The sequence below is a fragment of the Methanotorris igneus Kol 5 genome (genome assembly GCF_000214415.1).
Taxonomy (GTDB): Archaea; AGJL01; Methanococci; order Methanococcales; family Methanococcaceae; genus Methanotorris; species Methanotorris igneus.
On record NC_015562.1, the window covers coordinates 1091933 to 1116234 of the forward strand.

A 24302-nucleotide genomic window follows, 5' to 3' on the forward strand; every position below is an offset into this window, starting at 1 on the left:
GCCCCCGTGCCTGGTGATATCCAGGTACTCCGCCGGGTATCCGGTATCCCGCCTGGTGGATGGCTCGGCTTGGGACGCCGAGGAAGGGCGTGGTAAGCTGCGATAAGCCCGGGCGAGGCGCAGACAGCCGTCGAACCCGGGATCCCCGAATGGGACTTCCTGCCCCATTTGGGGCGACCCCGGTAGGGGTCGGGAACGCGGGGAATTGAAACATCTTAGTACCCGCAGGAAAAGAAACCAACAGGGATGCCGTGAGTAGGGGCGACCGAAAGCGGCAGAGGGCAAACCGAACCCCATACCGCAAGGTATGGGGGATGTGGAGTTGCAGGGCTTCCTACTATAAGACCTGGGTTGGGAAGCCGAAGTGGCCTGGAACGGCCCGCCATAGAGGGTGAAAGCCCCGTAGGCGTAACCAACCCAGGTCTTGGGAAGTCCCTGAGTACCGTGCGTTGGATATCGCGCGGGAAGCTGGGAGGCATCGGTCTTCCAACCCTAAATACGTCCCAAGACCGATAGCGCACTAGTACCGTGAGGGAAAGCTGAAAAGCACCCCTAGCGGGGGGTGAAAAGAGCCTGAAACCAGGCGGGGACAGTAAGGCACGGCCCCAAAGGCAACCGCCTCGAAGGAACCCTCCGCGAGGAGGTAGTACGAGAGGCGGCGCCAGGGTCGTGCCGTCCGTTTTGAAAAACGGGCCGGGGAGTGTACGGGTGTGGCGAGCCTAAGGGGTTCAACCCCGGAGGCGTAGGGAAACCGACAAGCCCGCAGCCCTTTTGGGCGAGGGGCGGGGTCTTTAAGGGCCCGGAGTCACACCCGTACGACCCGAAGCCGGGCGATCTAGGCCGGGGCAGGGTGAAGCCCCTCACCAGAGGGGTGGAGGCCCGCAGGGGTGTTGCCGTGCAAAGCACTCCTCTGACCCCGGTCTAGGGGTGAAAGGCCAATCGAGCCCGGCGTTAGCTGGTTCCCCCCGAAATAGCCCGCAGGTTAGCCGGGGGTTAGGTAGATGGCGGGGTAGAGCACTGATAGGGTGGTTAGGGGGCGAGAGCCCTCGCCATCCTGTCAAACTCCGAACCCGCCATCGCCGTAGCCCCCGAGTGAGGGCATACGGGTAAGCCGTATGTCCGAGACGGGAACAACCGAGACCCGGGTTAAGGCCCCTAAGTGCCGGTTAAGTGTGAAGCCGAAGGGAGTCCCTGGCCTAAGACAGCAGGGAGGTTGGCTTAGAAGCAGCCATCCTTTAAAGAGTGCGTAACAGCTCACCTGCCGAGGTCAGGGGCCCCGAAAATGGACGGGGCTAAACCGGCCGCCGAGACCCGGGGGCGCCGAAAGGTGATCCGGTAGGGGGGCGTCCCACGAGGGTAGAAGCTCGGCCGTGAGGTCGAGTGGACCTCGTGGGAACGAGGATCCCGGCAGTAGTAACAGCAAAGTGGGGTGAGAATCCCCACCGCCGAAGGGGCAAGGTTTCCACAGCAACGGTCGTCAGCTGTGGGTTAGCCGGTCCTAACCCCCGGGGTAATTCCCTTGGGGGGAAAGGGAAGCGGGTTAATATTCCCGCGCCACCCGGATACGTGCGGCAACGCAAGGCCAGCTCCTGACGCTTCGGGGTAGGCCAACCACCCCCGTCGGGGTGGTCAAGCGTATAAGTCCGGGGAGTGCCGTAATGGCGAGAACCGGATGAAAGCGCGATGAGCCCTCCGTTAGGAGGGTTTGGCCGAGCCCTGGAGCCCGTGAAAAGGGAGCTGGCAAGGATTCCGGGTGACCGTACCCAGAACCGACACAGGTGCCCCTAGGCGAGTATCCTAAGGCGTGTCGGGGTAATCCGGTCGAGGGAAGTCGGCAAATTGGCCCCGTAACTTCGGGAGAAGGGGTGCCAGCGGCCTTGCTTAAATGCGGGGCTGCTGGTCGCAGTGACCAGGGGGGCCCGACTGTTTAATAAAAACACAGGTCTTGGCTAGCCCGTAAGGGTGTGTACCAAGGCTGACGCCTGCCCAGTGCTGGTACGTGAAACCCGGGTCCAACCGGGCGAAGCGCCAGTAAACGGCGGGGGTAACTATAACCCTCTTAAGGTAGCGAAATTCCTTGTCGGGTAAGTTCCGACCTGCATGAATGGCGTAACGAGGCCCCCACTGTCCCCGACCGGAGCCCGGTGAACCTACCGTTCCGGTGCAAAGGCCGGAGACCCCCAGTGGGAAGCGAAGACCCCGTGGAGCTTTACTGCAGCCTGCCGTTGGGGCATGGTCGTGGGTGCACAGCGTAGGTGGGAGCCGTCGAAGCCGCCTCTCCGGGGGCGGTGGAGGCGCCCATGGGACACCACCCACCCATGGCCATGTCCCTAACCCCGGATAGGGGGACACCGGTAGGTGGGCAGTTTGGCTGGGGCGGCACCCTCCTAAAAAGGCATCAGGAGGGCCCAAAGGTCGGCTCAGGCGGGTCAGGACTCCGCCGTGGAGTGCAAGGGCAAAAGCCGGCCTGACTTGGTCGGTAACAGAGGCCGACCAAGAGGCGAAAGCCGGGCCTAGCGAACCCCTGTGCCTCACCGATGGGGGCCAGGGATGACAGAAAAGCTACCCCGGGGATAACAGAGTTGTCGCGGGCAAGAGCCCATATCGACCCCGCGGCTTGCTACATCGATGTCGGTTCTTCCCATCCTGGGTCTGCAGCAGGACCCAAGGGTGGGGCTGTTCGCCCATTAAAGGGGATCGTGAGCTGGGTTTAGACCGTCGTGAGACAGGTTGGTTGCTATCTGCTGGGGGTGTTGGCTGCCTGAGGGGAAGGTGGCTCTAGTACGAGAGGAACGAGCCGCCGGCGCCTCTGGTCTATCGGTTGTCCGACAGGGCATTGCCGAGCAGCTACGCGCCAGGGGATAAGGGCTGAAAGCATCTAAGCCCGAAACCCCCCCCGAAAATAGGCAGCCAGTCCCTTCGGGGACGAGGGCTCCCGTAGAAGACGGGGTTGATAGGCCGGGGGTGTAAGCACCGAGGCCTTTGGCCGAGGTGTTGAGCCCGCCGGTACTAATCGCCCGAGGGATACGCGGCGGGGTACCTGGACACCCAAAGGTACGGGGGCTTATGCGTGGCCCACTTTTTATTGATTGGTAGTGGGTACGGCGGTCATAGCGGGGGGGATACATCCGATCCCATCCCGAACTCGGAAATTAAGCCCCCCAGCGATGCCCCGAGTACTGCCTTCTGGTGGGAAAGGGGCGATGCTGCCGGCCCACTTTTTATTATTTTACACCCCTAAATTTATAGATTTAAATTATTTATTTTAGTTAGTTTTGTTGGTATTGTTTTGTGGGTAAGGGGGCTGGCGACTTTCCCCACTTTGTGGGGAGGAAGCTCCGCCCACCCGTTATGTGCAGGTGTTCCCCGAGAGGGGACGGGCATGCTATAGAAACGACACGGCCTTGGAACAGATGACAATGATGCCTGTAAAGGTTGAGGAGTTCCAAGGAGCCGGTGAAACGAGCATGCCCCTGCACGGGTGCAAGGGGGTTTCCCCCGCTTAGCCGAATGTCGCCGAAATTACAGAAGGCGGGCTATAGCCCCCATACCCACACTTTTGTTTATTGTTGTTTGCGAAATTTTTTTTTGGAGTTTATTTATATACTTCAAATTTTTAGATGGTTACAATTATGCTGTAAATTCTAAAAATAAGCCAAATAACTTTATGAATTTGTTGAGATTATTTTATTTCTAACGTACGTAAACAACTATAATTTGAATAAAAAAGAGTTTTTTGTGATTCTTTGTATTTAATTTTAAAGGTCGAAAATTATGTAATAATTCATTAGCATATTTTTCTAAGAGTTTATTTTGTTTTTCAAGTTCTTTAATATAATTAGAACTATTTCTTTTGCATATCTTAAAAATTCATTTTTTGGTAAGGATAAAATTTCTTTAATTTCTTTGCTATGATTTCCAAATCCACACAATAAGTTCAAAAACTTCCCCTTTTGAGTCAGGTTTGAGTTCCATAAATTTTATAATATCTTTTATGCGTATGATGTTGTGTTCCATAAAAATCAACTCTTTTTTAGTCATCTTCTTCGTTTAATAGTTCTTTTCGTGCAAGTTGAGTTTGAGTATAATCAACAATCATATCTAAATTTTTATGTCCCGTAATTTTGGCAATAATCTGTGCGGGGCGCTGTTTTTCTGCTTTGTATGTTATGTATGCATATCTTAGAGAGTGGGTATTAATTCCTAAATTCCTTTTTGCCCACATGGAGATTTTACTAATGATTTTTTTATGAGCTTTTTCCTTGTTTTCTTCTTTTTCATATTCATCCTTTAAATTTAAAATAAAATTTTTGATAATTTCTAAATCGTGCTTTTTAATGTATTTTGGTAGTATTATTTCCCTAAAATGGTTGTCTTTTCTTTTTTCTACCTTAACAGCTATAATTGGATATTCCCAATTTATTCTATCAATATTTGAGCAAAATCCAACGATTGCAGTTATTGCTTCTCCAATTCTACAACCGTTCCTTAATTGAGTCAATAAAATTATTAGGTATGCTAATCTTTTAATGTCATTTTTATATAAAATTTCTTTATTTTTTAGATTTTCAATTTCTTTGATTAGTTTATCTTTTGTTTCATGATATTTTAGTCCCAAATCCCATTTATATTGTGTATTTTTTGTATTTTCGTTTTCGTTGGTTGTTGTTAGTTGGTATTCCCAGGTCATTTTGTCCCCGCTGATTTTTTGTTGTTATAAGTTTTGGTTAGATAACTATTTAAATGTTAACTTTTAAACAAAAGTTAACAGTTGGTAAAAATTTCCGACAAATTTGTAAGTGTGGGGAAGATGATTGAAATAAAATTTAGTAGATTTCCTCGATGGGATGAGATTAAAGAATTAGAAAAAAAGGCAAAAAATAATATTATTATCGTCAAATTTCCAAAAAGCATCTACAATAGCCCAAAAATGAAATATAAACTTGAATATATGAAAAGAAGACTAATTTTTGTTGAAGTTGATGAACAAAAAAGAGGAAGGCCTAAGAAAATTGATGAATCTATAAAAAATCATGTGGTTCAGCTTTTAATAAATGGTAAAAATCTATCGGAAATAGCAAGAGAATTAAACTTCCCAAGGACTACAATTTTTGATAATATAAAGGATGCTCTCCCAAAAATAAAAAGAGAGAAGTTTATGAAGTTGTTGTATGAGTATAAGGAATTTTTGATTGAGAATGGACTATACACTCCACACGTGCAAATACTATTTTCTGAATTGGAAATGCATATCAAAAAAGAAGATTTTGAGAATGCCAAAAAAATACTGGATGAAATCATTAAAATCTCAAAATCAGCAAGAAAAATAAGAGAAAAAAGAAGTAGGAAAAATTAGAGAAAAAATTAGGTTATTCTTTTAATCTACTTTTTATGTAATCAACGAGTTCGTCAATTTTAACTCTAACTTGCTCCCTTGTGTTTCTTTCCCTAACTGTTACGGTATTATCTTTTAACGTGTCTCCATCAACGGTTACACAGAACGGAGTTCCAATTTCATCCATTCTCATGTATCTCCTTCCAATAGCTCCACTGTCATCATATTCAGCAATTATACCATTTTCTCTCAACATATCTCTGATTTTCTTTGCAATTTCTGGCATTCCATCCCTATTAACTAATGGGAATACACCAACTTTAATTGGGGCAATGGATGGTTTTAAGTCCAAGTAAACTCTATCTTCCTCTTCTTTATAAGCATGCTCTAATAAGCAATATGTTATCCTATCAATACCATAAGATGGCTCTATGACATGTGGAAGGACTTTTTCTCCCATGATTTTTTTCTTAACTTTGTTTATTTTTACATAATCACTTAAGATTTCAAATTCCTTTCCATTTACTTTTAAGATGTATTTTCCTTCTTTATTTAATGCATTTACTAATTTCTCTAAGTCCTCGTTGTCCATATTCTTTAATGTCTCTTCAATTAATTTTGTGTCCTTCTTGAATATTCTTCCAACAACTTTGTAGTTTAGTTCAACCTCATAGGTTTCAACTTCTTTTGGTTCATCAAATTCAACAAAGACCTCTAAGTTTACCCCACTGTGGTTCATGTGGGCTTTTAAATCATAATCTGTTCTATCGGCAATACCAACACACTCAATCCACCCAAATCTCTCTGTATATATCTCCGCATCCCAACAATCAATAGCGTAGTGTGCCATTTCATTAGGCAAGTGTTGTCTAAACCTTAACTTGCTCTCATCAATACCAATATCCAACAAAAATTTCTTTGTTAATGCAATGAAGTAGGCAATTGTTTCATGTCTTATAATACCTTTCTCAACGGCCTCTTTTAATGTAATTTTAATAACTTTTTCCCCATCTTTTAAGTTCTCATCCATTTGCCTATCTGCTGGTAATAGTGGGACTATCTCATCCTCAACTTCTTTAAACCTTTCATGTTTCTTTATCTTTGGATGAACAAAGAACTCTGCTTCTGCCTGAGTAAATTCTCTCAATCTAATAACTCCCTGCCTTGGGGATATCTCATTTCTGTATGATTTACCTATCTGCACAACTCCAAACGGTAATTTATTCCTGAAAAATTGAGCCAATCTCCTAAATTGAATAAATATTCCTTGTGCTGTTTCAGGTCTCATATAACCTGTTCTTTTCCCTCCAGGTCCTATGGATGTGACGAACATTAAGTTAAATTTCTTAACCTCTCCGAATTCTCCACCACATTTTGGACATCTGATGTCATGTTCCTTTATCAACTGACTCAACTCTTCCAATGTCTTCCCTTCGGTATTTACATCAATTGCCTCTTCAATAATGTGGTCTGCTCTAAATGATTCTAAACAATTCTTACATTCAACAATTGGGTCTGTGAAGTTGTCAACGTGCCCAGATGCCTTTAAAACCTCATAAGGTGTTACTGTTGGGCTATCAATCTCATAAAACCCTTCTTTAACAAGGTAGTATTCTCTCCACTTGTTTATTATATTGTTTTTCAATAATGCCCCTAATGGTCCATAATCAACAAAACCTGCAATTCCACCATATATTTCAAATGAACTCCATAAATAACCTCTTCTTTTTGCTAAATCCATAACTTTTTCGTATTTGTCCATATACTCACCTTATTTTTTGTTTTTAATGTTTGTTTTTATATTTTTATTTTGTTTTTTATTTTTTGATATTTTTTGGTTTGTTATTTATTTGTTACCAAAGAATTGTTTCTCCTTTATCGATTTTATCCAACAAAAATATCATCAACGATGAAGCAATCAAGTCAGCGGTAGTTCCTGGGTTTAATTTATTTCCTTCCTTTGATAGATATTTGTCAAATTCAACAACCTTTTCCATACTGAAATTGTCTAAGACATCTTTAGCCATTTTAGATACCATTTTAGCAACTTCAATACCTTTTTTCCTTGCTATTAATGTGTCTGGGTATTTTGATAGGAGTGTTAAGAAGGTCTTTGTTATTGAGAGATGGATATCATTTGTTTCATTGTAGTATTTATTAATTAACTCATATCCCTCAAATGAAATTTTGAAGTTATTTGTCCATTCCTTTGATATGTTATCCCACTCTGATGAAATTTTGAAAACATCATATAGGGTTAGATTTTTCTCAATTAATTCTTTTTTAGCACCTTCTGATGCTACGTCGGGCCCATCTTTTGGTTTATTCAATCCCCCAGCCATTGCTATGTTTATGGCATCATATACGTTTATAGCATCTTCAACTGTTGTATTTAAAACGATGTCTTTTAAATTCTTCTTTAATGCGTCTTTATTAAATTCTTCTAATTTCCCAGAAGCCATTGCAATTGGCATGTGGAGCATTATTATTCCTAAGTTTGCATTTGTTGGAGACCATTTTTTTGATTCAATAACACCTCTTTTTATATAATAACCAATGTTTCCCTCTGATTGGGATGCCTCATAAACCACTTGCCCAAATGCAATTCCAGAGCTTATAAAGTGGTGATATTTTATATCGCTATAATCTCTATTTCTATGAACATTCCCTGGCTTAAAGGCACTAACCTCTAAGCAACATGCTATCTGTGATGCCCTCATGATGTCAAATGGGTTCATAACTTCCACCAAATTTTTATATGTTTAGGAATATAAGTAAGATATAAATATTTCAATAAGGGGTAAATATGAATGGGATTGGATTGGCTATTTATCTTTATGCTGGCTTTTTATCCTTTATTCTTGGATTACTTCCGTTGTATGTATTTATAAAATACCCTAAGTTAGAAAGGAAGAATAAAGAACTTGTTTATTCTTACCCAGATAATTTAAAGAATGTCATTCCAAAAGCAATGTATGATATGCTAATAGTTTTTGCAGTTATACCTGCTGCTTTTATAACCTTTTTCTGTTACCTTTTAGGTAAGATTGATATTTTTGCGATATTAATTGCTATATTCTGTTATTTGTTTCTTTGTTATGTTCTTTGCTTTAAAAGGTATATTGTTGAAATATATAAAAATGGCTTTTATTTTAACCAATTTTATACATGGAATGCATTTGATGGTTATGAAAAAATTGGAAATAAAATAAAATTAATTGGGAAGAAATGGATTTCACCAAATGTTTATTTGAGAGATAAAGATGGAAAACTTGAAGAAATACTTAAAAAATATTTTAAATATTAAATATTAAATGGGGGGATTATGGACATTGGATTGATTTTATTTATAATAATTTTGTTTTTATTTCCTTATTTGATTGTTTTAATGATTGTTTTTAATCCTTATGGCATTTTAGATTATTTGTTATATAAAAAATACAAAAAAGCAAAGGGAGAATGGCATTACATTACCTCAACGAAGATTGGAATGAATAGGAGTAGATGGATTTTTATATTAATGGTAAATATAATTACTTTATTTTTTGGACTTTATATTTTAATAAATATAAATCATCCAGATGACGAAATATTAACATTTTCGCTTATATTTTTGTCTATTGCCATTATTTATGACAAACTCAATCCAACCTCTGGGACTGTTGAGATTTATAAAGAAGGAATCGCTATATATATTAAAAGATTCAACATTTTAAAACCATTTTTAAATTACTATCTTGTTTTACCTTGGAAATTTTTTAAAGGATACAAAGTAAAATCTAAAAATAAGACAAAATATGTTATTTTAATTCCAAAATCAAAATTGTTTTTTAATATTTATTTAAAAGATGATGGAAAAGTTGAAGAAATCATTAAAAATTATTTAAATCCTGTCCAATAAAAACTTCTTAAACTCCTCAAATGCTCTCTTTCTATGTGAAATTTGGCTTTTTTCTTCTGTTGTCATCTCTGCAAAAGTCCTATCTTCACCTTCTGGAATAAAAATTGAGTCATAAGCAAAACCATAACCCTTACTCCTTATTTCTTCTGCAACTTTTCCTTTAACAACTCCAATAAATAATTTAACACCATTCTCATCACAATATCCAATAACTGTCTTAAAATAGGCGTTTCTATTTTCTTTATTCTCTAAAAGTTTTAAAATACCTTCGTTTCCTATTGTCTCTTGGACATATTTTGAATAAGTTCCAGGGAAGCCGTTCAATGCTTCAACAAAAAATCCACTATCTTCAACAATAACGGGCTTTTTTATTTTTTCATAGACATATTTTGCCCCAAATTCTGCAACTTCTTCCAAAGTTCCTTGAAGTTCTGGATAAGGCATTTTTATCTGCTCAATTTTTATATCTTCTAAATCCTTCAAAATGACATTTGCCTCTTTAACTTTGTTTGGGTTTCCCGTTGCAAAGTATATGATTTTCATTGCATCACCAAATTTTTTGATGGGTTTTATATTTTTATTTTGAATTTTATTTTTATTCTTTTAATTTATAGATTTAGATAAACTAATAAATGATGCAAAAATAAACATTAATATTATTGACATTGAACTGTCCCCCTGATTTAACACCCCTTTTCATCCGTGGGCTTTGCCCTGTCGAGGGGCTAACCCATCAGGGGGTTTAAAATGTGCAAACCCTTGCTGTATCGTGGTCATCTTCATTGGGAGGTTTCCCTCTCCCACGACGCGCCCGAAGGGTTTGCTTAAAAATAGTTGTGCCCTCAATATCGAACCCGCTATCATCGCAACCCAATAGGGATGTGCTCCATGTGGGTCGGTTTTATTGAGGGCAATATAATATATAGACATTGAGATATATATAGTTGTGTGCGAATTTTTTAATGGTTGTTTAAACCATAACTATAGTTGTTTGCCTTACTAATGAACGAAATCTCCATTAAATTATAAGGGATAATTAACCTTTATTTGGAATTTTATGGTTGATTTATTGTTCTTTTAAAAAATAAATGGCAAAACAAAGTTTTGCCGTATAATTTGGTTGCATCTAAATCCGTGCAAAAAATTGGCAAACAACTATAATTTAAACATAAGAGTTTGCCACAAAACTAAAATTTTATTTAAGGTAATAACCACTTTTAAACGCACACAACTATAATAGTTGTTTGCGAATTTTATTGGAATTATAGTTGTGTGTGGAATTTTTCATGCTTATTTATAAACTTGTAAAAATTTTAAGTTGTTATTATTCTCCTTTTAAATTTTGAAATTAATGGTTTAATGCTTATAAAATTTATTGCATATATGTTCAACTTCTAACGCACACAACTATATATATGTGCTTCAAATTTTAGGATTGCAATCATGCTATAAATTTAAAAAAATAAGTTAAAAATAAGTTATAACCCTATAATTTATTAGATTATTTTTCCAATTTCTAACGCAAACAACTAAAATGTTAAGAACGCTAAATTATTAAAATCAAAAAATAATAATTTAAATTTAGAAAATACATTTTAACAATTAGAGTTATACAAAGGAAAAAAATAAAAAAAGGTGATAGGATGCTCTATGTTGTAGGACACAAAAACCCAGATACTGATAGCATTTGCTCAGCAATTGTCTTGGCACATTTCTTAGATGCATATCCAGCAAGACAAGGGGACCTCAACCCAGAAACAGAATTTGTATTGAGGAAATTTGGAGTGATGGAACCAGAACTCATTACATCTGCAGAGGGTAAGGAGATTATATTGGTTGATCATTCAGAAAAATCCCAAAGTTTAGATGATTTAGAGAAGGGGAAATTAGTGGGAATTGTTGACCACCACAAAATAGGGATTACAACATCAGAGCCAATTTTATACTACGCGAAACCAGTTGGAAGCACAGCAACAGTTATAGCAGAACTCTACTTCAAAAATGCCATGGATTTAATTGGAGGAAAGAATAAAGAATTAACCCCAGATTTGGCAGGACTTTTACTTTCTGCGATAATATCAGATACTGTCTTGTTCAAATCACCAACAACAACTGACTTAGACAAAGAAATGGCAAAAAAATTGGCAGAGATTGCAAATATAGAGGATATTAATGCATTTGGAATGGAAATTTTAAAGGCAAAGTCAGTAGTAGGAAAAATGAAACCAGAAGAGATAATAACAATGGACTACAAGGACTTTGAGTTCAATGGCAAAAAAGTTGGAATTGGGCAAGTTGAGGTTATTGACGTAAGTGAGGTTGAGGATAAGAAAGAGGAAATATACAAGTTGTTGGAGGAGAAGTTGAAGAATGAGGGCTATGATTTAATTGTATTCTTGATAACAGACATCATGAAAGAGGGTAGTGAGGCATTGGTTGTAGGTAATAAGGAGGTATTTGAGAAGGCATTTAATGTCAAAGTTGAAGGAAATAGCGTATTCTTAGAGGGAGTAATGTCAAGGAAGAAACAAGTTGTTCCACCATTGGAGAAGGCGTATAATGAATAATTTTGTTTTATTTTTGGCAATTATTCTAAATTTTTTGTCTAACTTCAAACTTTTTTAAATTTATAAATTTTAAATTTATAAATTAATTATTGAATTATTGATTAGATAAAAACACATAAATATGTGCATTCACATGATGCAATTTTAATATTATTGAGTTCCCAAAGGCATTAACACTGACTAAAGGTATATATATCCTTCAAAAGAAGGTATTCTTTGAGTATAAAACTTTCAAATGAACGTCTTAAAATTGAGAAATCAATACCTACAATTGACGTTCTTGTCTCATCAATTGCAATAAATAAAAATGAAACCTTATAACAAAGGATAAGCATCTTTTGAATAATAAAGAGGTTTTTGGAGAGTTTGATGTTGTTGAGGATGATATTATGCACTATTCTATAATAAAACCAAAGTATAAAAAAGAAGAAATAACCATAGACAAAGGTTCATTAAAAACAAAAAGAAAGTTTGCATTTTTGTTGGAGGTTGGGGATAAACTTTTAAATAGTAGAGAGTTTTATGCAAATGATGATGTTGAGGTTGTAGTTGATTATTCTTTTAGTGATTCAAAAAGACCAAAGGAGAAAATAATCTTATACATTATTGAGGACTTAACAAAGGAATAGGTGTTATGATGATTGATTTGGAAGGAAAAGTTGGTATAATCCATGCCATAGGTGGGGCAATTGCAGGGTATTTGACCAATTATGTATATACTGTAGGGTTGGGCTCACTCAGTGGAATAGCGGCATTTGTTTTCATGATTGTTGCACTATTGATAACTGGACATATAACTGCTATGATATTTGGTAGAGAGAGTATGAACCAAAAACAATGGTTTGGAAGTGGGGTAGTTCCGTTTTTCTTTGTTTGGGTTGTATTTTGGGTGTTGAAGTTCAATGGGGTAATTTAAATAATAAAATTGAGTTTCGGAATTTAGAGTTGAATAAAGTATATGAAATTCGAAAAATCAAAATATACGGCAAAACCTTGTTTTACCATTAATATTTGGACAATTGGTAGTTGGTTATAGTTGTGTGCGTTAGAGTTTGGGAATATGTTGTTGGTGAATTTTTAATGGTTGTAAGCCATTCCAAATTTTAAGGAAGAATATAGTTGTTTGCCTTACTAATGAACGAAATCTCCATTAAATTATAGGGGATGACTAACCTTTATTTGGAATGTTAATGGCAAAACAAAGTTTTGCCGTATAAAATTGGCAAACAACTATAATTACCATTTGAAATTCATTAATGTATAAATAAGTTTAAAGATCCACTGCAACCTTCGGTTGCAGGGAAGTTGAATAATCATAGATTATTCAACTATTCCACACACAACTATAAATTGGAGGGATACATTATGAAACTCGAAAAATCAAAGGCATTATTTGAAGAGGCACAAAAATATCTTGTTAAAGGGGTTAACAGCCCAGTGAGATACTTTAAGCCATATCCATTCTTTGTTCAAAAAGCGAAAGACTGCTATTTGTTTGATGTTGATGGGAATAAGTATATTGATTATTGCCTTGCTTATGGGCCAATGGTTTTGGGGCATGCAAATGAGGCAATAATAAATGCTGTAAAAGAACAACTTGAGTTGGGAACTGCCTACGGATGCCCAACAGAGAAAGAGATAATCTTAGCAAAGGAAGTTATAAATAGAGTTCCATGCGCTGAAATGGTTAGGTTTGTTAACTCTGGAACAGAGGCAACAATGTCAGCGATAAGATTGGCGAGAGGAGTTACTGGAAGGAAGAAGATTATTAAATTTGATGGGGCTTATCATGGAGCACATGACTATGTTTTGGTTAAAAGTGGAAGTGGGGCATTAACTCATGGAACACCAAACTCCCCGGGGATTCCAGAAGAGACAACAAAAAACACTATCTTAGTGCCTTTCAATGATGAAGAGGCAATAGAAAAGGTAATAAAAGATAATAAAGACGAGATTGCATGTTTAATAGTTGAGCCAGTTATGGGTAATGTTGGATGTATATTGCCAAAAGAAGGTTATTTGAAATTTTTGAGGGAAATAACTGAGGAAAATGGCATAATTTTAATATTCGATGAGGTAATAACCGGATTTAGATTGGCAAAAGGTGGAGCTCAGGAATACTATGGAGTTATTCCTGACTTGGCAACACTTGGTAAGATATTGGGAGGAGGGTTCCCAATTGGTGCAATTGTTGGTAAAAAGGAGATTATGGAGCAAATGTCCCCAAGCGGCCCGATATACCAGGCAGGAACATTTAATGGAAATCCAGTATCAATAACCGCTGGAATTGAAACGCTAAAACAGTTAGATGACAAGTTTTATAAAGAAACAACAAAAACAGCAGAAAAACTTGCAAATTGTTTGAGGGAAGTTAGTGAGAGATATAATATCCCAGCAAAAGTTTATAACATTGCTTCAATGTTCCAAATTTACTTCAATGATAAAGAAGTTTTAAATTATGAGATAGCAAAGCAAAGCGATACTGAAAGGTTTATGAAATACTTCTGGAACTTGTTGGAGAATGGTGTTTTTGTCCCACCTTCTCAATTTGAATGCTGCTTTACCTCAATAAAGCACAATGATGAAGTTGTAGAGAAAACTATGAATGCAATTGAAGAGGCATTTAAGAATTTGGAATAATTTAGAACATATTTTTAGAAATTTTAGAATAATTATTTAATTTTTTGGGGATTTTGATGGATGAATCAGAAAGGAGAAAAATAATTGAAGAATTTATAAATATTTTAGAAATGCTTAGGCCTTATGCAGCGGAGGGAAGTGATGAAAAAACCAACATAATCTTAACTTTAAAATTTTTAGAGAGCGGGAAGGTTTTAGATGAGGATTTATTACCAATTGCAAACAAAATTTTAGAGATTGCGAAGAGGATTGGTAGTTATGAAATGAAGAGAGAGATTGAGTTATTTTTAGTTGGAGAGAAGCTAAAAAGATTAACTAAATCTTAAAAGAGGAAAATAAAAGAATTAATAGAGACATTGGAATTTTTAAAGCAATATATTGAAAAAAAGCCGTTTGAAACTGTTTAATTATACATGGACATTTATGAACATTTGTGAGTAAATATTGAAGAAATTTTTAAATATTTGATAATACCATAATCTTACTAAAAAAACAAACAACGATTACTATGCCCAATAAGACAAAACCAAAAGAGACTCAGGAATTATCCTATCAAGTCGTTCTATCTTACAAAGTTAGCCATAACTATCCACTTAAAACGTTCTTAATCGAATGTAAAGATAAGTTAAACGAATGCATAGACATGATTTGGAATAACATAGAATACACTAAAAAAGATAAACCAAAATTGCCAAAATCAAACGAATTCAAAAGAAACCTAAGAAACAAACTCTTAGAAAATTGGAGTTATGCCTCTCACTACATCGATGGGATTATAAAAACCTCCTATTCCATCTTACAAAGTTGGGCTTCGAACTACAAAAGAGGTTATAGAACTAAAACAAAACCGGTAGTAGAGAGGTTATTCGTTAGAGTTAAAACAACTCTAATAAAATACGACAAAGAAAGAGCGGAGATAAGAATAACGATAAAACCAAGAAAAGAGTATTTAACCTTAAACATCAAAAATGAATGGTTCTTCGATAAGGTTAAGAACTTAACAATTGGAGAAATTATTTTAAAGGAAAATGAAGCGTTTTTAACCTTCAAAGATAATCTAAACTATTCAGACAAAGATATAATCGTTGGAGTAGATAGCAATCTAAAATCCCTCGATTTATTTCATCCGATAGAGGGTTGGATAAGGATAGATTTAACCGAATTACACCGACTTAAAGAAGTTTATGATAGGAAAATCGATTTCCTTAAAAAACTGCTCAAAAAATGTCCTTTAAGAGTTTTGAGAAAGATAAATAGGTTATTCGAAAGAAGGAGAAATAGGGTTAAGGACTTTTTACACAAACTTACAACACAATTATCTCGACTATTTCCGGATGCAATTTTTGTCTTCGAGGATTTGAATAAGAGAAAGATGTATAAAAATAAACACTTCAATAGAAGAATAGATAGAGCGAATTGGAATGGAATAATCGAAAAAATAAGTTATAAGGCGATTATTATCTTAGTTAATCCTGCCTACACTTCAACGACCTGTCCTATATGCGGGAGTAGAATGGAGTCCCAAGAAGGGCAGGTCGTTTGCTATAATTGTTCAAACTCTTTTAATCGCCAAGTAGTTGGCTGTTTTAATATTTTTAAACGAGGTTTGAATGTAATCAAAAGGTTTATGGGTGGCTCTGGGGTTACCACGACAGGGGCAGAGGTCTCTGCTAAGAGACTGATGACGCCCAATCCCAACGTAGTTTATTATGTGGATTTAAATGGCAAATATCTTAAATGTATATAATTGTCCATATTTGACTACGTTGGGAGAACCCCATATAAATCAATGGAGGATAGGGATGCTTTAAATCTTATAAACCTAAAAATTTTGAGGCTGGATGAAGAAATAATGATGGATTTTGATAGCGAAGTTAGGAGCATATCAAAAATTGCATTGAAAGTTTGTGGTTATGAGATAAAGAATGAGATTGAATTAAAATTAAAAGGAAGGAGAAGAAGAAAACTCTCAGAAAAACAGATAAATAGAATAAACAAATTAATCAATATGTTAGAGTTAATTAAGGAATTTATTGAAAGGAAGGAGTTTAAATCATCAATTGACTATGAGGCATTATTTTTGATAAGTTTAAAAGTCCATAGAATTGAAGAGGGGATTTTGACGAATTTCGAGGAAGAAGTTGATTCAATTTTAAAAATGGCGAGGAAAGTTGGTAATTATGAGTTGAGGAAGAGAATTGAGGAGATTTTAGGTAATTAAGTTATGATGTTTGAAATATTCGATATTTAATTTTTGAGTATGTTTATTTTTATTATGGATGTAAAAAATTATTTATAACAAAATTTCAATATTGTTTTTTGGTGAAATTATGTCTACTACTTATGAACTCATTATTTATGGTAAGGTGCAGCATGTTGGATTCAGGGATAGAATTGAAAACATAGGTAAAGGATTGGGCATAGATGGAATTGTTTATAACTTTAAAGATGGAACTGTTAGGATTTTAGCAAATTTTGAAGATGAAGATATTAAAGAATTTTTTAAAAAAAGCATAAAAATGTTAGAGAAAAAAGATAATCTTATAAAAATAGATAAGATTGAAGAAAAAGAATTAAATGCATTCATTGAGTTTCCAGAGGGTATTAACAGAATTTCTGCAGATGATTTGTTAGAGTTAAATAAAAAGTTAGATGAGGGTGTCAAATACATTAAATTAATCTTTGGTTCTTTGGAAGAATTAAATGTCAAAGTTGATAAGCAAACAGAAATTTTGGAAAAATTGAACGTCAAAATGGATAAACAGACAGAAATATTGGAAAAATTAAATGCCAAAATGGATAAGCAAACAGAAATTTTAACTGAACTCAAAAAAGGACACGATGAAGTGAGAGAAACATTAAATAAAATGGTTGAAATTTTAGAAAAAATTCTTAAATAACTTCTGTCTTTTCTGCAATTTCTTTTGCTTTCTCTTTGCTAATCCCATGCCTTAAAATTGTATATCTATTCCTTATTTTGTGGGCAATGGTTAATGCTTCTATAATCAAGTCCTCATCAATTTCCAGTTCCTTTGCAGTTGTTGGGGCATTTACCTTTTTTAATGATAATTTGATTTTTTCAGACAAACCTTTTAATTTCTCATTTTCTAACTCATGCAAATAGGACATCATTATAGTCCCAATTCCGCATTGTTCTCCATGCAGAGAATTTATTTTTAAGTCATACTCCTTCTTTAAATGGTCCAATGCATGGGAAAATAAATGCTCGCTTCCAGAAGCAGGTCTTGATGAATGGGCAATGGAAATGGTTATGCCACTCGCTATGAGGGATTTCACCAATTTTTTTGGATATTCCTCCAAATTAGAATTTAGAACATAATCAATCAATTCCTTTGCAATTGTCTTTGAAAAGATTGCTGAGCTCTCACTGTACTCTTCCCCAATTTCTCTGTGGGCAAGTTTCCAATCTAAGACAGCGGTGATATTTGATACAATATCCCCCATTCCCGCACTTAGCAACCTCTTTGGAGATTTTTTTATAATGTTAATGTCTGCAATAATTGCTATTGGTGCCTCTGTCATAAATGATGGCTGTCTTATAGAAACAATCGGAGATGCAATGCCATCATTTGATGCGGTCGTAGGGATGCTCAAAAAAGGAATTCCCAATTTGTATGCAATTAGTTTTCCAGTATCTATTGCTCTCCCCCCACCTAAACCAATAATGGAGTCATATTTGTAGTATTTACTAACTTCAAATTCATCTATATCAATCTCATCATAATATTGTATGTCAAAATCAAATTTGCAGTATTTTTTTGTGTTTTTTCCAGTTATGACAAGGGGATTTTTTAGATTTAATTTTTTTAAGATGTCCGTGGTTTGGTATATAGCATTTTCTTTAATTAGTATATACCTTGGAATGACAATCATTTTTTCCCTTTGTGTGTTTTTTGTTTGAATATTGGTAAGAAATATTTTATTTGTTTTTTGGTAGTTGTGCATAATTATGGCGATTTTGAACTTATTTTGACGTAAGAAATTTTTGGAGGATTATAAATTAAGCGAAATTTTAAATAAGCTTAATTCATCCCTTTAATTTCATTGATGATGTGGTTATCGAACCGAAGGTTCGAGTATAGTTGTTTGCGTTAATATAGTCGTGTGCGAATTTTTTAAACTTATTTATGCATTAATGAATTTTTAAATAACCTTTATTCTTCCTTAAAATATACGGCAAAACCTTTTAGGTTTTGCCAAAAAATTGAAATAAGGTATAAATCTTTAAGAATTTGTCAATAGCATATTTCCAAATTATACGGCAAAACCCAAAGGGTTTTGCCAAATATTTCTAACGCACACGACTATAATTGGATGTATTCATTTAAATAAATTAAGGATGAATAAACCAAATTAATGGCAAAACAAAGTTTTACCGTATAATTCCGCGAACAACTATAATGAAAACTGGGTTTTCATTTAATTTATAAAGAAAGCAACTATAATATCTGCGTTGTTGTGTAATTTATGGTATTTAAAAATTTATTATGATTACGTAGGTATTAAAAATTTTACATACAACTATAATTGTTGCTAAAACCTTAAATATCAATATGCTTAATTCTTTCTTAGTATATTGTGGATTGGTGATGGTAATGAAAATAAATTCTGAAGAAATTTTGGAAAATGCAATAAAAGCATTTAAATTAACAACGAAGCACCATGGAAATTACACTTCACTTGAGAGAGCATTATTTTTAGGGTGGTACTGCAACCTAAAAAACCCTTGTAAGTTCTGTTATATGTCAACGCAAAAAAATAAGATAAAAGACCCTTTAAAGGCAAGGAGGAGATTGGAGACAATTTTGGCAGAGGCAATTTTAATGAAGAGAATAGGGTGGAAGTTAGAGTTTATCTCTGGAGGATATGGATATACAAGCAAGGAAATTAATGATATTGTTGAAATGGTTGCCTATGTGCAAAAATCAAGGCAATACCTGAATGTTGGACTTGTGGATTTTGATAACCTTAATTTGGATGTTATTGAAGGTGTTGTTGGGGCAGTGGAGACGGTTAATGAGGAACTTCATGATTACCTATGTCCAGATAAACCAATTGAAAAAATAAAGGATATGCTTTTGAAAGCAAAAGACCTTGGATTAAAAACAGGAATCACAATAATCTTAGGTTTGGGAGAGAAGGAAGAGGATATTGAAAAACTTTTAAATTTAATAGAAGAACTTGAACTTGATAGAATAACATTTTATTCTTTAAACCCTCAAAAAGGAACCATATTTGAAAATAAAACGTCAATAACGACTCTTGAGTATATGAATTGGGTTTCGTCAGTTAGGTTAAATTTCCCAAAAATAAAGATAATAACTGGAACATGGGTGGATAAACTAACCAACATAGGGCCTTTAATAATGAGTGGTTCAAACACAATAACAAAATTCCCACTCTTTAGTATGTTTGGAAAAAAGGAAGGGAAAACAGTAGAAAAAGAAATTTTATCCACTGGAAGAGAGTTACTTGGAACATTTTCAGATGTGGAAGCTTTAATGGGTAAGAAAAAGTTAAAGAACTCTCCATATAAGGATGAAGATATAGAGATAAGTGAGGAAAACCTTGAGAAGATAAATAATTTACAAGATGAGATAAACAAAAAAGTTGAATTCTATGTAAGGAAAACACTAAACAAGATAGCAAAAGAGACCCCAGACATTGAATATAGCCATATGCATTAGTTGGACGAGATGAAATTTAAGGATTTTTGTTCTTTTTGGATGTTATGTAGTAATTAATAATTAAATTATAGTTGTTTGCCAATTTCTTGCGCGGATTTAGATACAACCAAATTTTTAAAAAGGGCGATAAATCAATTGTAAAATTCCAAATAAAGGTTAAATTATCCCTTATAATTTAATGAAGTCTTTATTCATCTGTAAGGCAAACAACTATACATGACTATGTGCATAACTATATAATTTTTTATATCAAAATACCCAATTACCTTTAGATCATCAGTAAATAAAAAATAAAATAATTAAATTAAAGAATTAAAGAATAAAATAATTTGGGTGATAGAGATGGATGTTAGGTTGAGGGCTGATGAATATGCAACAACTAGGGCAATCTTAAAGTCAGCGTTTGACATGTGGTTGGATATTATTGATGTTGATGTTGCTATTGTTGGAGGTGGGCCGAGTGGTTTAACAGCGGCGAGGTATATTGCAAAAGAGGGTTATAAAGTCGTTGTTTTGGAGAGGCATTTGGCTTTTGGTGGCGGAACTTGGGGTGGAGGTATGGGTTTCCCGTACATTGTTGTTGAAGAGCCAGCGGACGAGATTTTGAGAGAAGTAGGTGTTAAGTTGGAGAAGGTTGAGGGTGAGGATGGGTTATATACTGCAGATTCTGTTGAAGTTCCTGCTAAGTTAGCAGTTGGAGCTATAGATGCAGGAGCAAAAGTGTTGACTGGAATAGTCGTTGAAGATTTAGTTTTAAGAGAAAATAGGGTTGCAGGAGTTGTTATCAACAGTTATGCGATAGAAAAAGCGGGTTTGCACATTGATCCAATAACCATAACTGCTAAGTATGTCGTTGATGCTACAGGGCACGATGCTTCGGTAGTAACAACACTCTCAAGGAAAAATCCAGAGTTAAACTTAGAGGTTCCAGGGGAAAAGTCAATGTGGGCTGAGAAGGGTGAGAATGCTTTGTTAAGGAATACGAGGGAAGTTTATCCAGGCTTGTTCGTTTGTGGAATGGCTGCAAATGCAGTTTATGCAGGACACAGAATGGGAGCAATCTTCGGAGGAATGTACATCTCAGGAAAAAAATGTGCTGAAATGATAGTTGAAAAATTGAAAAATAATGAATAAATAGATTGAAAAATCAAAAAAAAAGAAAAAATAAGAGTAATTAAGAAAAATTAATTAAAAATGAAATAAGGATTTAATGAATTTCTTTAAATTATTTTATCTTTCTTTTATCTTTTTCTTCTGCTACTCTTTTTTACTCCTAAGAATGCCCTCTTTATAATCATAGTTGCATAACTACCTTTGTTTAATTCAAATTCCAAAGTAATCTTATATTTTCCGTTGTTTAATTCATCTGGTTTAAATCCACTTGTTTTGAAATCTTTTGGAATGCATAAGATTTTTCTCTCACTGTATACAAATTTGCAGTCCAGACAGTCAATATTCTCTAAATCTTTAAATGTAATTCCCTCATTTTCTAATACTATGTCAATAATTTCCTTAACCTCCCCTTTATATTCAACATCTGGTGCAATTGTTGGGAATTTTACGTCTTTTAATGCATTAAAACTATCTTCATCCAATTCTTTATAGAACATGAAATCTCCACACTCATACTCCAAATAATATCTATCTTTTTCATTAACATAATCCTTTAAAACTTCCTTAATGCATTCATTCCAAAGGTAACTTTGATATGCGGAAACAAAGATTTTTCTCAGCCTGTCGTCAACGTATTTAAACACTTCTTTGTAACTTTTACCTTTGTTTAGGGCATTTATGATATTTACAAACATCCGGCTTTTGATGTCGTTCTTTTCAATATATTTGGCACATTTTTCCCAATCTCCCCAATTTTTTGCTATGTATCTCTTTAAGTCCTTTATTGTCTTTTTCTCACTTTTTTTGTATTTTGTGAGTAAAATTTTCAATGCTTCCTCGTAGTTTCCAAGCATGATTTCCTTTGCTATGAATTTCCTTTCAAAGACACTCCCAAACCTTTGGCTGTCAAAGTAATTTGGCACACCATAATCCAACGCATGAATATTATCAGCAATCTTCAAAAAATCTTCTGATTTTATGCTCCTAACTGTAATATTAAATCTATTCCCAATCAAGTCCCCAATTTTTAGTGGATTTGAAGGAGCAACATACTCTAATTTTAAATTTTTTTCATCTAACTTTAAAATTCCATATTTTTTTGGGATTGTTATATATTGGGTAGTTAAAGCGTGTCTATCTTTTAAACCGCAATATCCAATCTCTTTTAATGGAATTTTGAATTTTTTAGCAATGTAGGAGAGTGCTTTTAGGTTTTCTATGTTTCTTTTTGTTAGTTTGTATAGGTAGTATTCTCCATTCTCGTTGATTGTTTTGCCCAGGTCGATAATCTCTTCAACAATAAAATCCTCTGGTTTTTGCCTAATTTTCATATTCTCACCTTAAAAATTTTAAAAAATTTTTAATTATTCAAAAAAGAACGCAGATATTGGTAAAATTAGAAATTAGAAAATAGTAATATTATAACAAAAAATTTATTAAAATTGGATTTTATTTAATTTTGTTTAATACCTTCAAACACTCAATAACTATCTTTTTTGCTATCTCATCTAATGTGTAGGGAGTTATTGGTTCTAAATCTCTAATAAACTTTCCAGTACCTACAACAATATGCCCCTCTTTATCTAAATTTAAAAATTGGGCTGGGCCTTTTGCATACTTTGCATCGCAGACCTTAATGTTCTCTTCAATCCCAAAAACCCCATTAGTTCCAATAGTTTTTATGCCGCGTTTTTTTGCATAGTCGATTATTGCCCTTGTTGTTGGTATTGTGTCTCCTCCAGCAATGCAAATGATTACAACATCCCCAGTTAGTAAATGTAAGTTATCTTCGTTGATATTCTCAGTAATCCCCACGACCCTATCCCCAAAAAACCTCTCAACGAACTTAACCTTATATTCTCCAATTTTTCCTCCTAACCTTCTGTGGACAATGTCATTTTCTGCTATCTTTGCATTATCAAAGAGATATACTTTCTTAGGTCCTCCTCTATGTACTTCTAACAAATCAAATGCTACCCTAACACCCAACCTACCGCATCCAACAATTGAGACCTCTCCTTTTCGAGTAAGTTTTTTCTCTAATTCTGCTATGTTGTCCATTTTTTCACCAATGAAATTAAAAATGGGATATATTTAATTATTAAAAACAACTAAAAAATAGAATCGTCAATATTTTAAAGATTAACTTAATATATGGCAAAAGTTATTAGTCTAAAAAATGTTATTCTTGAATTTCTTTAATAATTTCTATGCTTTTGGTGTCGTTTCTTTCAATAGCTATGTTTTTTATTTTTTCTAATACCTTTAAATTTTTGTTGCACAATTTTTTGTATTCTTTGCAGTATTCTATGACATCTTTGTAATAAATCTCCAATAGATTTTTGTCATATCTTGATAATTCATAAGTTATGATACCCTTTAAAACCTCATCTCCTGAAAATAAATACATTGGATGAAGCCATAATATTATCCTTTCCTCATCGCTCTCTATGTAATTTTTAATCTTTTCCAAATCCATAAATACATCCACATAGACCAAAACTTCCTTTTTTATTTTACTGTTTACTAAAATGCCACTCAACAAATCCTCAACCCTTGCATCAAATTCAGAGATTAATTTATCTAAATCCTCATCATCTAATTCCATCCATTTTAAAATTCTCTCTCTGTGCTCATAAGTTACGTCGCTTGTTGGGTATACGACTTCATAAGCACTGTCAACTTCAAATTCATATTCTTTTGCCTTTCTTGAGGATAAGTGGATAATCATTAATCCATCATCAACATGCTTTAAATTAACTCTTTTTAGTTTGTACTTTCTGTTCTCTACTTCAACATCTGGTAAATGTTCATAATCTTCCAAATCTCTAATGAATATTTTTTCTTTGTCGAGTGTTCTCATGTAAAATCCTTTAAATTCGACGTCCACCAAATCTGTTCTAATTAAATCTTTGCAATACTCGTCTAAATTTTTGTAAATGTCCTGTAATACTTTGCTCGCCATTTCTTTTGCATGCATAACATTCACCATTATTTGCCCCTAAGGAAGCTCCGCTTTTTAGAGCGGAGAGGATTTG

22 protein-coding genes, 2 rRNA genes and 1 other RNA gene are annotated in these 24302 nt (G+C 35.4%); 16 read left to right on the plus strand and 9 right to left on the minus strand.

What is annotated here, in order from left to right:
* Window positions 1–31: 31 nt before the first annotated feature.
* From METIG_RS05485 to rnpB, 3 genes are all read left to right on the plus strand, one after another.
* Window positions 32–3033 (plus strand): 23S ribosomal RNA (locus METIG_RS05485).
* Window positions 3034–3100: 67 nt separating this feature from the next.
* Window positions 3101–3215: ribosomal RNA gene (gene rrf / locus METIG_RS05490) — 5S ribosomal RNA — on the plus strand.
* A gap of 80 nt (window positions 3216–3295) precedes the next feature.
* An RNA gene (gene rnpB, locus METIG_RS09130) (RNase P RNA component) lies at window positions 3296–3551 on the plus strand.
* Between the two features lie 249 nt (window positions 3552–3800).
* On the opposite strand, the gene METIG_RS09455 is transcribed toward rnpB, so the two are convergent.
* Window positions 3801–3941 carry a hypothetical protein gene (locus METIG_RS09455; RefSeq protein ID WP_157209554.1) on the minus strand — a complete coding sequence of 47 codons (141 nt, stop codon included), beginning with the start codon at window positions 3939–3941 and terminating at the stop codon, window positions 3801–3803.
* Between the two features lie 92 nt (window positions 3942–4033).
* On the minus strand, window positions 4034–4690 hold the full coding sequence (locus METIG_RS05495) for a tyrosine-type recombinase/integrase (RefSeq protein WP_013799235.1): 657 nt from the start codon (window positions 4688–4690) through the stop codon (window positions 4034–4036).
* Window positions 4691–4810: 120 nt separating this feature from the next.
* Here METIG_RS05495 and METIG_RS05500 point away from each other — a divergent pair, with 120 nt between their 5' ends.
* Window positions 4811–5356, plus strand: coding sequence for a resolvase (locus METIG_RS05500; protein WP_013799236.1), 546 nt, complete (start codon window positions 4811–4813; stop codon window positions 5354–5356).
* A gap of 13 nt (window positions 5357–5369) precedes the next feature.
* Here METIG_RS05500 and glyS read toward each other — a convergent pair whose 3' ends face one another.
* The gene (gene glyS / locus METIG_RS05505; RefSeq protein ID WP_013799237.1) at window positions 5370–7097 is read right to left on the minus strand and encodes a glycine--tRNA ligase; all 1728 of its coding nucleotides are present in this window, start codon (window positions 7095–7097) and stop codon (window positions 5370–5372) included.
* 91 nt (window positions 7098–7188) lie between these two features.
* Window positions 7189–8073: a triphosphoribosyl-dephospho-CoA synthase gene (locus METIG_RS05510; RefSeq protein WP_013799238.1), complete on the minus strand. Its 885-nt coding sequence runs from the start codon at window positions 8071–8073 to the stop codon at window positions 7189–7191.
* Between the two features lie 68 nt (window positions 8074–8141).
* On the opposite strand from METIG_RS05510, the gene METIG_RS05515 reads away from it, so the two are divergent.
* Entirely contained in the window at window positions 8142–8642 is a 501-nt protein-coding gene (locus METIG_RS05515) for a hypothetical protein (protein ID WP_013799239.1), read from the plus strand.
* 18 nt (window positions 8643–8660) lie between these two features.
* Entirely contained in the window at window positions 8661–9236 is a 576-nt protein-coding gene (locus METIG_RS05520; protein ID WP_013799240.1) for a hypothetical protein, read from the plus strand.
* Here METIG_RS05520 and METIG_RS05525 read toward each other — a convergent pair.
* Window positions 9219–9779, minus strand: coding sequence for an XTP/dITP diphosphatase (locus METIG_RS05525; protein WP_013799241.1), 561 nt, complete (start codon window positions 9777–9779; stop codon window positions 9219–9221). The two genes, METIG_RS05520 and METIG_RS05525, sit on opposite strands and share 18 nt — an antisense overlap.
* Window positions 9780–10879: 1100 nt before the next feature.
* Between METIG_RS05525 and METIG_RS05530 the strand changes: the two genes are divergently transcribed.
* From METIG_RS05530 to METIG_RS05565, 8 genes are all read left to right on the plus strand, one after another.
* A complete protein-coding gene (locus tag METIG_RS05530) occupies window positions 10880–11803 on the plus strand; it encodes a manganese-dependent inorganic pyrophosphatase (RefSeq protein WP_013799242.1) in 924 nt (307 codons plus the stop codon).
* A gap of 389 nt (window positions 11804–12192) precedes the next feature.
* A complete protein-coding gene (locus METIG_RS05535; RefSeq protein ID WP_048055678.1) occupies window positions 12193–12432 on the plus strand; it encodes a hypothetical protein in 240 nt (79 codons plus the stop codon).
* Window positions 12433–12443: 11 nt separating this feature from the next.
* Complete coding sequence (locus tag METIG_RS05540; protein WP_048055679.1) at window positions 12444–12719, plus strand: EMC6-like membrane protein; 276 nt, start codon at window positions 12444–12446, stop codon at window positions 12717–12719.
* A 449-nt stretch (window positions 12720–13168) separates the two neighbouring features.
* Window positions 13169–14443: a glutamate-1-semialdehyde 2,1-aminomutase gene (hemL, locus tag METIG_RS05545; RefSeq protein WP_013799245.1), complete on the plus strand. Its 1275-nt coding sequence runs from the start codon at window positions 13169–13171 to the stop codon at window positions 14441–14443.
* Between the two features lie 56 nt (window positions 14444–14499).
* Window positions 14500–14769, plus strand: a complete 270-nt coding sequence (locus METIG_RS05550; protein ID WP_013799246.1) for a hypothetical protein — start codon at window positions 14500–14502, stop codon at window positions 14767–14769.
* 182 nt (window positions 14770–14951) lie between these two features.
* On the plus strand, window positions 14952–16190 hold the full coding sequence (locus METIG_RS05555; protein ID WP_013799247.1) for an RNA-guided endonuclease TnpB family protein: 1239 nt from the start codon (window positions 14952–14954) through the stop codon (window positions 16188–16190).
* Between the two features lie 42 nt (window positions 16191–16232).
* Entirely contained in the window at window positions 16233–16664 is a 432-nt protein-coding gene (locus tag METIG_RS05560; RefSeq protein ID WP_013799248.1) for a hypothetical protein, read from the plus strand.
* Between the two features lie 109 nt (window positions 16665–16773).
* Window positions 16774–17343, plus strand: a complete 570-nt coding sequence (locus tag METIG_RS05565) for an acylphosphatase (protein WP_013799249.1) — start codon at window positions 16774–16776, stop codon at window positions 17341–17343.
* On the opposite strand, the gene METIG_RS05570 is transcribed toward METIG_RS05565, so the two are convergent.
* Complete coding sequence (locus tag METIG_RS05570) at window positions 17336–18337, minus strand: sn-glycerol-1-phosphate dehydrogenase (RefSeq protein WP_013799250.1); 1002 nt, start codon at window positions 18335–18337, stop codon at window positions 17336–17338. The two genes, METIG_RS05565 and METIG_RS05570, sit on opposite strands and share 8 nt — an antisense overlap.
* Before the next feature lie 728 nt (window positions 18338–19065).
* On the opposite strand from METIG_RS05570, the gene METIG_RS05575 reads away from it, so the two are divergent.
* Both METIG_RS05575 and METIG_RS05580 read left to right on the plus strand, forming a co-directional pair.
* The gene (locus METIG_RS05575; protein WP_048055681.1) at window positions 19066–20151 is read left to right on the plus strand and encodes a radical SAM protein; all 1086 of its coding nucleotides are present in this window, start codon (window positions 19066–19068) and stop codon (window positions 20149–20151) included.
* Window positions 20152–20493: 342 nt separating this feature from the next.
* Complete coding sequence (locus METIG_RS05580; RefSeq protein ID WP_013799252.1) at window positions 20494–21285, plus strand: sulfide-dependent adenosine diphosphate thiazole synthase; 792 nt, start codon at window positions 20494–20496, stop codon at window positions 21283–21285.
* Between the two features lie 107 nt (window positions 21286–21392).
* On the opposite strand, the gene truD is transcribed toward METIG_RS05580, so the two are convergent.
* The 3 genes from truD to METIG_RS05595 all read right to left on the minus strand — a co-directional run bounded on the left by truD (window position 21393) and on the right by METIG_RS05595 (window position 24244).
* Complete coding sequence (gene truD, locus METIG_RS05585; protein ID WP_013799253.1) at window positions 21393–22595, minus strand: tRNA pseudouridine(13) synthase TruD; 1203 nt, start codon at window positions 22593–22595, stop codon at window positions 21393–21395.
* 118 nt (window positions 22596–22713) lie between these two features.
* The gene (locus METIG_RS05590) at window positions 22714–23325 is read right to left on the minus strand and encodes a ThiF family adenylyltransferase (protein WP_013799254.1); all 612 of its coding nucleotides are present in this window, start codon (window positions 23323–23325) and stop codon (window positions 22714–22716) included.
* 121 nt (window positions 23326–23446) lie between these two features.
* A complete protein-coding gene (locus METIG_RS05595) occupies window positions 23447–24244 on the minus strand; it encodes a hypothetical protein (RefSeq protein WP_048055551.1) in 798 nt (265 codons plus the stop codon).
* Window positions 24245–24302: the final 58 nt, after the last annotated feature.